Source organism: Cognatilysobacter terrigena (genome assembly GCF_004361065.1).
Classification (GTDB): Bacteria; Pseudomonadota; Gammaproteobacteria; order Xanthomonadales; family Xanthomonadaceae; genus Cognatilysobacter; species Cognatilysobacter terrigena.
On sequence record NZ_SELT01000012.1, the window covers coordinates 17,931 to 31,977 of the forward strand.

The following is a 14,047-nucleotide window of genomic DNA, read 5'->3' on the forward strand; positions in this document are numbered from 1 at the left end:
CGCCCGCGAAGTATCGCAAGCGCGCCGACGTCGCACCACGGGATTTCGGTGCGTCCGCATGTCGGAAAAGTCCGAGCCCGAAACGACGAACCCCGCTTTCGCGGGGTCCGTTCAATGCGATGGCGTGACGGCTCAGCCGCGTGCGACGACGCGCACCATCTCGAGGCACTTGTTCGAGTAGCCCCACTCGTTGTCGTACCACGCGACGAGCTTGACGAAGGTCGGATCGAGCGCGATGCCGGCTTCGGCGTCGAAGATCGAGGTGCGCGCGTCGCCGCGGAAGTCGGTCGCGACGACCTTGTCCTCGGTGTAACCCAGCACGCCCTTGAGCGCGCCTTCCGACTGCGCCTTCATCTCCGCGCAGATCTCCGCGTAGGTCGCGTTCTTCTCGAGTTCGACCGTGAGGTCGACGACCGACACGTCGGACGTCGGCACACGGAAGCTCATACCGGTGAGCTTCTTGTTGAGCTCGGGAATCACGACGCCCACGGCCTTGGCCGCGCCCGTGCTCGACGGAATGATGTTCTCGAGGATGCCGCGGCCGCCGCGCCAGTCCTTGTTCGACGGGCCATCGACCGTCTTCTGCGTCGCCGTCGCGGCGTGCACGGTGGTCATCAGGCCGCGCTTGATGCCCCACTTGTCGTTCAGCACCTTGGCGAGCGGCGCCAGACAATTCGTCGTGCACGACGCGTTCGAGATGATCGCCTCGCCTGCGTAACGGCGCTCGTTGACGCCGTAGACGAACATGGGCGTGTCGTCCTTCGACGGCGCCGACAGGATGACCTTCTTCGCGCCCGCGTCGAGATGCTTCTGCGCGGTGGCCTTGTCGAGAAAGAGACCCGTGGATTCGATGACGACGTCGGCGCCGATCTCGTTCCACTTGAGGTTGGCCGGATCGCGCTCCTGCGTCAGGCGGATCTTCTTACCGTTGACGACCAGCGCGCCGTCCTCGACCGAGACGTCGCCCTTGAAGCGGCCGTGCACGGAGTCGTAGCGCAGCATGTAGGCGAGGTAGTCCGGCTCGAGCAGGTCGTTGATGCCGACGATCTGGATGTCGTCGCCGAAGTTCTGCACGGCTGCACGCAGCACGTTGCGACCGATGCGGCCGAAGCCGTTGATGCCTACCTTGATCGTCATGGAGAGCTCCTGCGGGGCCCGAAACGGCCGGGAAACAGTCGCGCATTCTAGCAGGGCGGCTGAACGGGCCCGCTGACGACGCCTGCCCGCGCCGGTGTTGTCACGTACCATTTGGCCGATGATTCGACGCCTCCTCGCCTCTGCCCTGCTCCTCGCCGTCGCGTCCCCCGCGTTCGCCTGGGGCGCGATGGGCCACCGCCTCGTCGCCGACCTCGCTGCGGACGAACTCACCCCCGCCGCGCGCGCGGAAGTCGACGTGCTGCTCAAGGGCGAAACGGAGCCGACGCTCGCCGGCATCGCCAGCTGGGCCGACGCGCTCCGCGCCAACGATCCGGACCTCGGCAAGCGCAGTTCGAAGTGGCACTACGCCGACATCGCCGAGAACGGCTGCGGCGACTATGAGCCCCCGCGCGACTGCCCGAACGGCGACTGCGTGATCGAGGCGATCCGCGCGCAGACCAAGATCCTCGCCGACCATTCGCAATCGCTCGACGCACGCCGACAGGCGCTGAAGTTCGTCGTGCATTTCATCGGCGACGCCCACCAGCCGCTGCACGCGGGTTTCGCCCGGGACAAGGGCGGCAACACCGTGCAGGTGCGCGTGCCGACCAAGGACGGCGGCGACAAGGGCAGTAACCTGCATTCGCTCTGGGACAGCGGGATGATCGAGGCCACCGGTCTCGACGAGTCCGCCTACCTCGCCAAGCTGCGTGCGTTGCCGCTCGTGGTCGACATCCCGACGCACATCCTGCCGCCGGATTCGCCGGCATGGTCGCAGCAGGCCTGCCGAATCGCCACGCGTCCCGGCGTGTATCCGTCGAGTCCGCAGATCGATGCGACCTACCTCGCGACGTTCACCCCGCTGATCGACGAACAGCTCCGCCGCGCCGGCACGCACCTCGCACAGGTGCTCAACGCCGCCCTGGCACCCTGAGCCTGACGCGCCGCGGCCGGAGCTGACGCTACCGGTCGCGACCGCACCGCCTTCGGCCATTCAGGCCGAACCCCGACCTTCGAACACTTGTAAGCCGCTCGCGGCGGTTTACTCTTGGGAATGCGGCGTCCCGAGGGGAGCGTCGGCCCGGGGGCGCATGCAGATCGAAGAGCGCGAGATCGAAGCGGACCAGGTACGGCTCGGCATGTTCGTATGCCGGCTCGATCGCCCGTGGACCGACACGCCGTTTCCGTTGCAGGGCTTCTACGTCAGCGATCTGTCGCAGATCCAGACCCTGCGCAATTTCTGTCGCCGCGTCTGGATCGACGTCGAACTGAGCCAGAGCGGTTATTCGCGCGCGCTCAACGGACTCGGTGCGCTGTCGAGCGCGGCCACGCAGACGATGACGACGCGCGACTCCACGCCCGCCGCGCGCCCGGCCGCCGCGCTGCCGCGCGATCCGCGCATCGGCACCGTGCGCTATCACGACACCGTCGACTTCGACCACGAGATTCCGAGCGCGCGGGAAGCGCTCGAAGTCACCGCATCCACCGTCAGCGGCCTCGTCGACCAGGCACAGGCGGGGCAGTCGATCGAACCGGAGGTCGCGCACGCCGCAGCCCGCCCCGTCGTCGCCAGTGTGCTGCGCAATGCCGACGCCATGTTCTGGCTCAACGCGCTGCGCCGCCGCGATGGATACGCGTATTCGCACGCACTCAACGGCGCGATGTTCGCCGCGGCGTTCGGCCGCCATCTCGGACTTCCCGAGGACTACCTGATCGAACTCGCGACCGGCGCGATGCTCATGGACATCGGCAAGACGCAGGTGCCCGCCCCGCTGCTCGATCGCGACGGCCCGTTGGATGCGATGTCGATGGCGCGCGTCCGCCGCCACGTCGAGCTCGGCGCGCAGATGCTGCAGGCCGATCGTTTCAGCCGCACGGTAATAGAGATGGTGAACGGCCATCACGAACGTGCCGACGGCAGCGGCTATCCGGCGCGTCGCTCGGGTGCCGAGATTCCGTTGCATGCGCGCATCGCCGCCATCGTCGACAGCTTCGACGCGATGACCAGCGATCGACCGCACGCCGCCGCTATGCCGCGACACGTCGCGCTGCAGGAGCTCTATCGCGATCGCGTGACGCGCTACTACCCGGAGCTCGTCGAGCAGTTCATCAGCTGCCTCGGCGTGTATCCCACCGGTTCCCTGGCGGAACTCAACACGGGCGAGATCGTCGCGATCATGTCGCAGAACTCCGCGCGTCGCCTGCGTCCGCGGGTGCTCGTGCTGACCGATCCCGACGGCACGATGCTGCGCGGATTCCGCACGCTCGACCTGCTGTCGACCGACACCTCCATCGAGATCCGTCGTCCGTTGCCGGATCGACACGCGGGCATCGACGTCACGGAGCTCTATCTTTGAACCGCGCGGAGCTGTCGCGACGCCTCAATGCACGTATCGAAGCGGGCGCCTCGTCGCTCGGCGTGATGCTGGTGCGCGTCCAGCGCCTGCAGGAGTTCCGGCTCGTGCACGGCTACGAGGCCAGCGACGCGGTCGGTCGCGCTGCCCACGAACGAATCCGGGAACTGCTGCGTCCGCAGGACGAACTCGAACAGGTCGCGGAGAACGAGTTCATCGTGCTGCTGCCGGGCCTGATGAATCCGGGCCACGCCATGCTGGCAGCGACGCGCGCCGTCCGTGCGTTCGAGACGCCACTGCTGTTCGCGGAACATGCGGTGATGACGCCGGTGGCCGTCGGCGTGAGCCTGTTTCCGGAACACGGCGACGACGCGACCACGCTGCTGCGTCGCGCCGAGATCGCGCTGCGCGACGCCAAGCGCCTGAGCGAACGCTGCGCGCTGTACAGCCCCGGCACCGAACGCATGATGGTGCCGTACGAGTGGCTGCACGATGCGCTGCGGACCAACCGTCTCGAAGCCCACTTCGAACCGATCCTCGATCTCCGTCGCAACGCGGTCTGCGGGTACGAGTCGCTGGCGCGATGGCACGATCCCGATGGTGGCCCCATCCGGCCCGACGTGTTCATCCGCCTCGCGGAAGACACTGGCCTGATCGCCGAGCTGACGCGCTGGAGCCTCAACGCGACGTTCCGGCATGCGGCGGCGATCCGCGCGCAGGACCCGCGCCTGCGTTTCTCGGTGAACGTGTCGCCGCGTGTGTTCGGCCAACGCGATCTCGTGCAGCAGATCACCGGTGCGCTGTCGGTGTGGGACATGCCGTCGGACGCGGTGACGCTCGAAGTCACCGAAAGCGCGCTGATGGAAGATCCGCTGACCAGCATCTCGATGCTGCACACGCTGCGCGAAGCCGGGCTCGGAATCGCGATCGACGACTTCGGTGCGGGCTATTCGTCGCTCGCCTACCTCAAGCAGTTCCCCGCGACGGAACTCAAGATCGACCGCAGCTTCGTCGCCGACATGCGTCACGACCTTCGTTCGGCGCGGGTTGTTCGGGCCATCATCGATCTCGGCCATCAGCTCGACCTGCAGGTCGTCGCGGAAGGCATCGAGGACGCGGAAACGCTCGAGGTGCTGCGCGCACTCGGCTGCGACCGTGCGCAGGGCTATCACATCGGGCGGTCGACACCGGCTTCGTTCCTGCTCGATCGCGTTGCGACGGGCTGACGCGGCATCACACGCGACAAAAGAAAACGGCGCCTCCCAGGCGCCGTTTTCGTTCGTCGAGCCGGTGATCAGCACCGGCTCGATGTACCTCGCTCAACGCAGCGCGCGCGCCGCCTCGACCACGGCGTCCACCGTGAACCCGAAGTGCGGGAACAGCTTCTCCGCCGGCGCGCTCGCGCCGAAACCGTGCATGCCGATCACCGCGCCGTCGAGGCCGACGTACTTGCGCCAGTAGTCCGCGGTAGCGGCTTCGATCGCGACGCGACGGCGTACGTTGTTCGGCAACACCGCCTCGCGGTATTCCGGCGACTGGCGATCGAAGATCTCCGTGCACGGCATCGACACCACACGCACCTTGTCGCCGAGCTGCGCGGCGGCCTGCATGGCGAGACCGACTTCCGAGCCCGTCGCGATCAGGATCAGCTCCGGCGTGCCGACGGAATCCTTGAGCACGTAACCGCCGCGCTCGATGTCGGCGACTTGCTGCGCCGTGCGCTGCTGGTGCGGCAGGTTCTGGCGCGAGAACACGAGGCAGGTCGGGCCGTCGTTGCGGACGATGGCGTGCTTCCACGCTGCAGCCGATTCCACTGCATCGCAGGGGCGCCAGACGTCGTTGTGCGGGATGTAGCGTAGCGATGCGAGGTGCTCGATGGGCTGGTGCGTCGGGCCGTCCTCGCCGAGGCCGATGGAGTCGTGCGTGTAGACGTGGATGACGTGCGCGCCCATCAACGCCGACATGCGCACGGCATTGCGCGCGTAGTCGCTGAAGACGAGGAACGTGGCGTCGTATGGAATGAAACCGCTGTGCAGCTCCAGGCCGTTGCAGATCGCCGACATCGCGAACTCGCGCACGCCGAAGTAGATGTAGTTGGCGTTCGGGTCGTCGGTCGCGACGGACTTCGAGCCCTTCCACAGCGTGAGGTTCGAGTGCGCGAGGTCCGCCGAGCCGCCGACGAGTTCGGGCAGCAGCGGCGCGAACGTTTCGATCGCCATCTGCGACGCCTTGCGCGATGCGACCACCGGTCCTTCGGCCTGCAGCTTTGCGATGTACGCATCGGCATCGGCGACGAAGTTCGCCGGCAGCTCGGACTTGATGCGACGCGAAAGCTCCGCGGCTTCGGCCGGGAAGGCGGCGGCGTAGGCGTCGAACGCCTGCTGCCACTGCGCCTCGCGCGCCTGGCCCTTGTCGTTCGCGCGCCACGCGTCCGCGATCGCCTGCGGCACTTCGAAATCGCCGGCGGTCCAGCCGAGCGCGGCGCGCGTCGCGATGATCTCGTCCTTGCCCAGCGGCGCGCCGTGGCTCGATTCCTTGCCTGCCTTCGCCGGCGAACCGAAACCGATCGTGGTGCGGCAGCAGATCAGCGTGGGCTTGTCGCCGGACTTAAGCGCCTGCTCGATCGCGTTCTTGATCGACGCCGCGTCCTGACCATCGACGCCGCGCACGACGTTCCAGCCGTAGGCCTCGAAACGCTTCGGCGTGTCGTCGGTGAACCAGCCGTCGGTGTTGCCGTCGATGGAGATCTTGTTGTCATCCCAGAACGCGACGAGCTTGTTGAGACCCCACGTGCCGGCGAGCGACGCGGCTTCGTGCGAGATGCCTTCCATCAGGCAGCCGTCGCCCATGAACACCCAGGTGCGGTGGTCGACGATCTGATGCCCGTCGCGATTGAAGCGCTGCGCGAGCAGCTTCTCGGCCAGCGCGAGGCCCACCGCGTTCGCGAAGCCTTGGCCGAGCGGACCGGTCGTGGTCTCGACGCCCGGCGTCATGAAGTTCTCGGGGTGACCCGGCGTCTTCGACTCGAGCTGACGGAAGTTGCGCAGGTCGTCGATCGACAGGTCGTAGCCGGTCAGGTGCAGCAGCGCGTACTGCAGCATCGAGCCGTGGCCGTTCGAGAGGATGAAGCGGTCGCGGTTGAACCAGCCCGGGTTCTCCGGGTTATGGCTCAGGTAGTCGTTCCAGAGCACTTCCGCGATGTCGGCCATGCCCATGGGCATGCCGGGATGGCCGGAATTGGCGGCCTGGACCGCGTCGATGGCGAGGAAACGGACGGCGTTGGCGAGGTCGCGGCGGGTCGGCGTGGTCATCGGGCGGGAATTTCCGGGGTCACCGGAGCGGGCGGCGGAGCCCGCTATTGTCCCATCCCCCGCCCGCCTCTGCCCGGCCGCTCGCTCAGTGGCCGAGGCCGCCTTCGGTCGGCAGCGTGTCCGGCACCTCGGCGTGGCCGCTGCGCTCGGAGACGACGACTGCGGTGGCGAGGTCGCCGGTGACGTTGAGCGCCGTGCGGCACATGTCGAGGAAGGTGTTGACGCCGAGAATGATGCCGATGCCCTCCGCCGGCAGGCCGACGATGCCGCAGATCATCGCGATCACCGGCAGCGAGCCCGACGGAATGCCCGCCGTGCCGATGCCGCCGAGGATGCACAGCACCAGCACCATGAGCTGATGCCCGACGCCGAGGTGCAGGCCGTAGACCTGCGCGAGGAACAGCACGGTGATGCCTTCGAACAACGCGGTGCCGTGATGGTTGGCGGACGCGCCGACCGTCAGCACGAAGCGCGACACCTTGCGCGGCAGGCGCAGGTTCTCTTCGGCGACGCGCAGGGTGACCGGCAGGGTGGCCGTCGACGACGCGGTGGCGAACGCGGTGAGCGTGGCTTCCTGCGAGCCGCGGAAGAACGCGATCGGCGACATGCGCCCCATGAAGCGCACCCACAGCGGCAGCACGACGAAGCCGTGGATCGCGATCGCCAGCAGCACGGTGACGACGAACCAGCCCAGGCTCAGCAGCACGTCGATGCCGAGGCGCGCGCACAGCTTGAACATGAAGCAGAACACCGCGTACGGCGCGAGCTTGATGAACATGCCGATGAGGTGCATCGAGATTTCGAACAGCCCGTGCAGCGCGTTCTTGAACGCTTCGGTGCCCGGCGTCGGCCGCATGACGAGGCCGATGCCGAACATCAGCGCGAAGAACACGATGCCGAGCTTCTGCTTGTCATCGCCCATCGCACTCACGATGTTGTGCGGCACGATGTTGACCAGCAGGTCCATGATATTGAGCTGGTTGCCTTGCGTGGCGATCTCGCTCGCCTTCGCGAGGTTGCTGCTCATCGCCTTCTGGATCAGCTCGGGCGACATGTGCGTGCCGGGCTGCAGCAGGTTGACGCAGACCAGGCCGATCAGCACCGCGGCGCCCGTTACCACGCCCGTATAGATCAGCGTGCGCCAGCCAAGCCGGCCGAGGCTCGCGATGTCACCGAGTTCCGCGACGCCGAGCACCAGCGCCGAGAACATCAGCGGGACGACGAGCATGAACAGCAGGTTGAGGAAGATCTGGCCGAACGGCCCGAGCACATAGTCGATGAGATGCGTCACCCACGGCGCGTCGGGCGACGTCGCGTGCACCGCGAGGCCGATGACCGTGCCCAGCACGAAGCCCAGCATCACCTTGATGTGCAGGGGAAGGCCGCGGCGTGCGGTGGAAGTCGTTGCGTGCATGGGCATCTCCATCGAAGCCCGGCGAGCTTAACAAAGCGCCGCTTCCGCGCACGGCGGTCGACCCGATCAGTCGGGATAGAGCGGAGGCAGCGGATCGCGCGCAACCGGTGTCGCCGTGCGCCAGCGCGGCCCGGATGAGAATGCGGTGCGCAGGCGCGCACGCGCGTCGGCCGGATCGCCACCGCCCCAGCGGGCGCGACGCAGGCGATGGACCGCATCCCGCTGTGCATCGTCGTCGAGACGCGCAGCGACGGCGTCGAGATCGGCGACGCCGGGACCTGCAAGCTGACGCAGCGTGGCGTCGATGTCGGCGAGATCGCCGAGCTCGAGAATGCGCGCGAGGCTGGGTCCCGGCGACGCGCTTTCTGTTTTGTGGCTGTTTGCGGCGGACGCCGTCGCCCCCGGCCGGACACCGTACTGCGACGTCGTCGTCGACTCTGACGGCGAAAGCTCGCTGGCCGACGACGCCGCACCCGCTGGCGTTGCGACCGCGCCACGCGACGCGCGTGACCGCCACATCAGGCCGAGCGCGAGCAGCGCAATCGCGACGGCGGCAATCGCACCGAACACCACGCGCCGGTCCAGCGCGCGCGCCGACGGAACGCCTGATTGCGCCGCACCTCGATCCGCCGACGCCGCGTCACGCGTCACCGCGCCCGGCGCAACCGTCAACGTGATCGGCGGCAATCGCGTTGAACGCGCTTCACCGGCGCGGGCATCCCACCAGTCGATGCGCGGGCCCGGAATGACAACGGTTCCGGCGCGCGTCGGCACGACGGAGAAGCGCCGCTGCTCGCGCACATGCGGGCGGCCGTCGACCATCGATTCGTCGGTCTGCGGACGCTCCGGAAACACCTGCGCAGCGTCCGTGCTGGCGATCGCGACGTCGGGCAATTGCGCAGCGCCCGCGCCGTCCGCTTCCACTTCGACGACGATGGTCGCCGCCGCGCCGGCACGCGCCTGCGTCGGCTGCTCCGCGTAGCGCATCGTCAACGCACGCAGCGGAAGCCACGGCGTCGGTGCGTTCGGGGGAATCGCGCGGACGTTGAGGATGCGCGGGCGCGCGACCGCGCGCAGTTGGGATTGGCCGTCGCCGAACAGTTGGTCGAACGCGTTGCCCGTGCCGCGACCTTCGAAGCGCGCAGGCGGCACGACGAGTTCGCCGCTGCGCTCGGGCACCAGCATGAAGCGGCGTTCCGTGACGACGTAGGAGCGCCCATTGACGTTGCGCCGGTACTGCACGTCGTCGCCGACACGCTGCAGGCTCGCGCCATTCGGTTCGGGCTGGTCGAGTTGTCCCGCGATCAAGGGGATCGCCGAATAGAGGCGTACCACCCAGCCCACCGACTGCTGCACGTAGGGATCCTGCGCGTCCGCCTCGCTCTGGATGAAGACGTCGGCGTCGCCGGATACAGCGGGCGCTGTTGGCGCGGTGGTCACCAGCAAGGTCAACGGCGCGGTGTTCTGTCCGCCCACGCGCAACGTCGGAATGTTGAGCAGACCGTCGCGTCGCGGCCGCAACGCGACGGCATAAAGGCTGCGGCGACTGAGCTGTCCGTTCACCCATTGCAGCTGCTGCTGGCTCGCCTGCCCGCTGAGGTCGAAATCGCGCAGCAGTGGTGCGTAGTCGGGCGCGGCGTTGGCGTCGGTTTCGACATTGAGCGTCGTCGTTTCGCCGAGCGCGATACGGTCCCGATCGAGCCATGCGCGTGTCTCGGCGACCGCGTTCGCGGCGAATGCGAGCAGCATCACCGCAAGCAGCGCGCGCAGCACACGGCTCATCGCCCGCCTCCGAGCTGACGGCGTTCGTATTCGAGGCGGAACTTCTCGCGCAGCAGGGTCCCCGGCTCGTCCGGCACGCGCATGAGCGCGGCTTCGTCGGACATGCGCCGCTCGCGCTGCTGCGGTGTCATCGGCTGCGTGGGCGCCTTCTGTTGTTGCGCCTGCGCCTGCTGCAACGCACGCTGCATGCGCTCGCGTTGCGCGGCGTCTGCCTTCGCCTGCTGCTTAGCATCGGCGGGTTTGGGCGGGGACGACGCGTTCTGCTTCGGTGCGTTGCCCTTCGCGTTTTGCTGATTGTTCGACTGACGATTGCAGCTGCTGTCGCCGGGCGCGCAATTGCGGCCCTGCTGCGCGTGCGACGACGCCCCGCCCTGCTGACCGGGCTGCTGCTGTTGCCCGCCCTTCGGCGGCGGCTTCTTCATCGCACGCAGCACGGCCGCGCGGTTGGCGATCGCGTCGGCCATACCGGGCTGCCGGCGCAGTGCTTCGTCGTACGCCGCGACCGCGTCTTCGAGATGGCCGGCCTTCGCCAGCGCATTGCCGCGGTTGTAGTGCGCGTCGGCGGTGTCGGCCTTCGCGAAGTCCTGCGCCGCCTGGTCGAACTTGCCGCGACGGTAGGCGTCGACGCCGCGGTCCACGCTGCGCCACCCACGCTGGTCGGCGCGGAGGAAGACATCGGCGGCGAGCGACGGCCGCGGCAGCAGTGCGACCACGAGCAACAGCGCGGCAGCACGCGGTCGGCGCGCGAGCGCGATCAACGCGAACAGCATGACGAACGGCACCAGGCGGAAGCCTTCGTCGGCCCAGGTGCGGCCGCCGCCGAGACCGCGCCGTGCGGCCGCGCCCTCGCCGGTCGCGAACACCGCATCGTCGCTGCCGTCGAGCGCGAGGGGCGCATAGTCGCCACCGCCGTTGCTTGCGAGCCCGCGCATCGAGCCCTCATCGAGTTGCACGTGAACGGATTGGCCGCCGAGCGTGCGCAGCTCGGCGCCGGCCGGCGTTCCGACGCCCAGCGCCGAAACGGTGATGCCGGCGTCGCGTGCATCGCGTGCGGCACGTTGTGCGGTGCCGTCCGCGTGATCGGTCACGAGCACGATGCGGCCGCGCGGAAACCCGGCGCGTTCGATCAACTCGCGCGACTGCGCGATCGCGCGCGCGGGCGACTGGCCATCGACCGGCATCACGGCGGGCTCCAGCGCATCGACGAACAGCGCGACGTTTGCGGCGTCGTCGGTCAGCGGCGCAACCGTGAATGCGTCGTCAGCGAACGCGACGAGGGCAATCGGACCGCTGTGCTTGGCCTGCAGCAGTCGCGTCAGGCGCGCGCGCAACTGCGCGAGACGCGTGGGCGGCACATCGGTCGCCAGCACTGCACTGGACAGATCGACCGCGACGACCAGCGGCTCCCGCGCCTCCCAGGTCGGTGCATCCACCTGTCGCCACGCGGGGCCGGCAAGCGCGACGACGGCGAGCGTGTACGCAAGCGTCGCGGCGATGGCAGCGAGCCGGTGCGTCGATGCGTTGCCTCGGACCAGTAGATGCGGCAACAGGTGGGGATCCACGGCACGACGCCATGTCGCGCTTTCCGCACGGCGCCGCCGCAGCCACCACCACAGCAGCGGCAGTGCGAGCAGCGCGTACAGCCACTCGGGGCGCAGGAAATTGAGCGGACCGAGCGCGATCATGCGCTGCGCCTCCACTGCACCGCTGCGAGCAGGGCGAGCACGAATGCGCCCGCAAGCGGCCACAGATAGCGCTCGATGTGCGGGCGCACGGCGCGACCGGGGCGCGCGATCGGTTCGAGGCGATCGATCTCGGAATAGATGCCCGCGAGTTCGCGGGCGTCGCGCGCACGGAAAAAGTGCCCACCTGTCGTGCCGGCGATCTCGCGCAACGCGGCTTCGTCGATTTCGTCGTCGCCGCCCGGCGCCGGGATGCGGAAGCCGAACAGCGACATGCCGCCCTCGCCGCCGAACGCGACGGTGTGAATGCGGACACCCGCGTCGGCCGCGATGCGCGCGGCCTTGCGCGGATCGAGTACGCCCGCGGTGTTGACGCCGTCCGTGAGCAACACCAGCACGCGCTCGCCGGTCGGCTGGTCGCGCAGGCGACGCACCGCCAGCCCGATGGCGTCGCCGATCGCGGTTTCCTGCCCTGCGAGCCCGACCACGCTGTCCGCGAGCTGGTCGCGCACGGTTTCGCGATCGAGCGTGAACGGCGTGAGCACGTGCGCCTGACGACCGAAGACGAGAAGGCTGATGCGATCGCCGGCGCGTCGATCGATGAAGTCCGACAGCACGGCCTTCGCCGCAGTGAGTCGGTCGACGACATTGCCGCCGAGTTCCATGTCCGGCTCATTCATGCTGCCCGACAGGTCGAGCGCGAGCATGAGGTCGCGCCCCTTCGCCGGCGGTTGCACGGGCGGGCCGAGCTGCTGCGGTCGCGCCGCGGCGATGCACAGCAGAACCCACGCCAGCCCGGCGAGCACACCGACACCGCGACGCGCGGCGCGCGACGTCGTCACGCCGACGATCTCGCGCAAGCGCTCCGGTGCCGGCATGCGCAACGCGGCGCCTTCGCTGCGCGGTGGCGGCACCAGATACGCGATCAGCCACGGCAGCGGAATGGCGAGCAGCCACATCGGCCACTGCAGAAGCTCGAACGCGTCGCGCAGGCTCATCGCGCGCGACCCGTCATCAGTTGCACGAACCGCTCGCGCGCCAGATGCACCGCGGCGTCCGCGGCGCGCGCATCGACGGCGGGCCGGAAGGCGCCGTCGAGCATGAGGCGGCCGGGGCCTTCGACGAAACGCAACGTCGGCGTGTCGAGCAGTCGAAGCCAGTCGTCGCCGTCGAGGCGGTCGGCGTCGATGCGTCGGCGACGCGCGGCGCGACGCAACAACTCCGAGCTGCGTGCAAGGCGCGCAGTCGGCGTATCGGCATGCGCGAGTTCCGCATCGAACAGTGCGAGCGCGTTCGCGCGTCTACCCGCGCAACGGCGTCGATAGGCGAGGACCAGCACGACGACGAGCACGAAGACCGCGGCAAGGACCCACCAGCCGGGCGCGGGCGGCCAGAGCGATGGCGCCGGCGGGCGATGCACGTCGCGAAGCAGCAGCGCGTCGGCCATCAAGCCACCTGGGCGACGCGCCCGCGCAACAGCGCGAGACAGGCTTCGGACGGATCGGTGGTCGACAGCGCCATGACGCGGATGCCGCGGCCCGGCAACGCCTCGGTCGCACGCTGCAGCGGCGCGGCGAAGCGTGCGAGCCAACGTTCGCGAACGGCGCGGTCGTCGAGCGCGACGTCGACGCGGGCGTCACCCGTCGCGAACGGCAGGCGCATCTGCGGCGGCGACGTCTCGATCGGGTCATGCAGCAGCACGATGGCCGCATCGTGATGTCGTGCGAGCGCACTCCAGCGATGCAGCGGCACGGCTTCGAGGCTCGAGGGATCGGCGAGCACGACGACACGCGCGCCCGGCCGCAACAAACGCTGTGCACGTTCTAGCGCGGCGGGAAGCCCGAGGTCGTCCTCGGGCCGGCGCGCATACCACCGCGACAGCGCATCGATCGCACGCAACGCACCGCGCGGGCCACCCGCGGGCGACACCGGCGCCTCGCGAGGGCTCGCGCGCACGACCGCGATGCGATCGCCCTCGCCGACGGCATGCCACGCGATGACCGCGCCCGCGCGCGCCGCCTGCACCGATTTGAAGCGCACGCGCGTACCGAAATAAAGTGCGGGATTCGTGTCGGCGACGAGCAAGGTGAGGCGCTCGCGCTCGGCGTGGAAGACCTTGGTGTGCGCGCGGCCCGTGCGCGCGGTGAGGCGCCAGTCGACGTGACGCGCATCGTCGCCCACCGTGTATTCGCGCGATTCCGCGTATTCCATGCCGCGTCCGCGCATCGGGGAATTGGCCAGCCCCGCGTGCGTCGTGCGCACGCGGCGAAGATGACGCGGGCTCGCCGCGACGCCGCGCAGCGCGACGAGCTCGGCGATCGTCGGGATCACGCCATCGGCGTTCGGAACAGTGTCGTCGGTGCGCAT

The 14,047-nt window shown here is 68.9% G+C and carries 11 protein-coding genes; 3 read left to right on the top strand and 8 right to left on the bottom strand.

The genetic code is table 11. The annotated features are described in order from the left end of the window. Positions 1–132: 132 nt before the first annotated feature. On the bottom strand, positions 133–1,137 hold the full coding sequence (gap, locus tag EVS83_RS08665; protein ID WP_133500650.1) for a type I glyceraldehyde-3-phosphate dehydrogenase: 1,005 nt from the start codon (positions 1,135–1,137) through the stop codon (positions 133–135). Positions 1,138–1,255: 118 nt separating this feature from the next. On the opposite strand from gap, the gene EVS83_RS08670 reads away from it, so the two are divergent. From EVS83_RS08670 to EVS83_RS08680, 3 genes are all read left to right on the top strand, one after another. After that, positions 1,256–2,071 (top strand): S1/P1 nuclease, encoded by an 816-nt coding sequence (locus EVS83_RS08670; RefSeq protein ID WP_133500651.1) that lies wholly within the window; start codon positions 1,256–1,258, stop codon positions 2,069–2,071. Positions 2,072–2,228: 157 nt separating this feature from the next. Further along, positions 2,229–3,494, top strand: coding sequence for a cyclic di-GMP phosphodiesterase (locus EVS83_RS08675; RefSeq protein WP_133500652.1), 1,266 nt, complete (start codon positions 2,229–2,231; stop codon positions 3,492–3,494). After that, positions 3,491–4,717: a putative bifunctional diguanylate cyclase/phosphodiesterase gene (locus EVS83_RS08680; RefSeq protein ID WP_166636849.1), complete on the top strand. Its 1,227-nt coding sequence runs from the start codon at positions 3,491–3,493 to the stop codon at positions 4,715–4,717. Before EVS83_RS08675 ends, EVS83_RS08680 begins: the two co-directional genes overlap by 4 nt. A gap of 93 nt (positions 4,718–4,810) precedes the next feature. Here the strand turns inward: EVS83_RS08680 and tkt are convergent, their stop codons facing one another. From tkt to EVS83_RS08715, 7 genes are all read right to left on the bottom strand, one after another. Beyond that, positions 4,811–6,802, bottom strand: a complete 1,992-nt coding sequence (gene tkt / locus EVS83_RS08685; protein WP_133500653.1) for a transketolase — start codon at positions 6,800–6,802, stop codon at positions 4,811–4,813. A gap of 85 nt (positions 6,803–6,887) precedes the next feature. Beyond that, complete coding sequence (locus tag EVS83_RS08690) at positions 6,888–8,216, bottom strand: dicarboxylate/amino acid:cation symporter (RefSeq protein ID WP_133500654.1); 1,329 nt, start codon at positions 8,214–8,216, stop codon at positions 6,888–6,890. Between the two features lie 66 nt (positions 8,217–8,282). Further along, positions 8,283–9,998: a BatD family protein gene (locus tag EVS83_RS08695; RefSeq protein WP_133500655.1), complete on the bottom strand. Its 1,716-nt coding sequence runs from the start codon at positions 9,996–9,998 to the stop codon at positions 8,283–8,285. Then, positions 9,995–11,683 (bottom strand): tetratricopeptide repeat protein, encoded by a 1,689-nt coding sequence (locus EVS83_RS08700; protein WP_133500656.1) that lies wholly within the window; start codon positions 11,681–11,683, stop codon positions 9,995–9,997. Before EVS83_RS08700 ends, EVS83_RS08695 begins: the two co-directional genes overlap by 4 nt. Continuing rightward, positions 11,680–12,678: a VWA domain-containing protein gene (locus EVS83_RS08705; RefSeq protein WP_133500657.1), complete on the bottom strand. Its 999-nt coding sequence runs from the start codon at positions 12,676–12,678 to the stop codon at positions 11,680–11,682. The genes EVS83_RS08700 and EVS83_RS08705 overlap by 4 nt, the downstream gene beginning before the upstream one ends. Next, on the bottom strand, positions 12,675–13,127 hold the full coding sequence (locus EVS83_RS08710) for a DUF4381 family protein (RefSeq protein WP_425456083.1): 453 nt from the start codon (positions 13,125–13,127) through the stop codon (positions 12,675–12,677). The genes EVS83_RS08705 and EVS83_RS08710 overlap by 4 nt, the downstream gene beginning before the upstream one ends. Further along, a complete protein-coding gene (locus EVS83_RS08715; protein WP_133500659.1) occupies positions 13,127–14,047 on the bottom strand; it encodes a DUF58 domain-containing protein in 921 nt (306 codons plus the stop codon). Before EVS83_RS08715 ends, EVS83_RS08710 begins: the two co-directional genes overlap by 1 nt.

What these genes read in the sequence shown, in the direction of transcription:
- EVS83_RS08715 (WP_133500659.1), bottom strand. Translation starts at nt 14,047, where the DNA reads ATGCGCACCGACGACACTGTTCCGAACGCCGATGGCGTGATCCCGACG.
- EVS83_RS08710 (WP_425456083.1), bottom strand. Translation starts at nt 13,127, where the DNA reads ATGGCCGACGCGCTGCTGCTTCGCGACGTGCATCGCCCGCCGGCGCCA.
- gap (WP_133500650.1), bottom strand. Translation starts at nt 1,137, where the DNA reads ATGACGATCAAGGTAGGCATCAACGGCTTCGGCCGCATCGGTCGCAAC.
- EVS83_RS08700 (WP_133500656.1), bottom strand. Translation starts at nt 11,683, where the DNA reads ATGATCGCGCTCGGTCCGCTCAATTTCCTGCGCCCCGAGTGGCTGTAC.
- EVS83_RS08670 (WP_133500651.1), top strand. Translation starts at nt 1,256, where the DNA reads ATGATTCGACGCCTCCTCGCCTCTGCCCTGCTCCTCGCCGTCGCGTCC.
- EVS83_RS08705 (WP_133500657.1), bottom strand. Translation starts at nt 12,678, where the DNA reads ATGAGCCTGCGCGACGCGTTCGAGCTTCTGCAGTGGCCGATGTGGCTG.
- EVS83_RS08675 (WP_133500652.1), top strand. Translation starts at nt 2,229, where the DNA reads ATGCAGATCGAAGAGCGCGAGATCGAAGCGGACCAGGTACGGCTCGGC.
- EVS83_RS08690 (WP_133500654.1), bottom strand. Translation starts at nt 8,216, where the DNA reads ATGCACGCAACGACTTCCACCGCACGCCGCGGCCTTCCCCTGCACATC.
- tkt (WP_133500653.1), bottom strand. Translation starts at nt 6,802, where the DNA reads ATGACCACGCCGACCCGCCGCGACCTCGCCAACGCCGTCCGTTTCCTC.
- EVS83_RS08695 (WP_133500655.1), bottom strand. Translation starts at nt 9,998, where the DNA reads ATGAGCCGTGTGCTGCGCGCGCTGCTTGCGGTGATGCTGCTCGCATTC.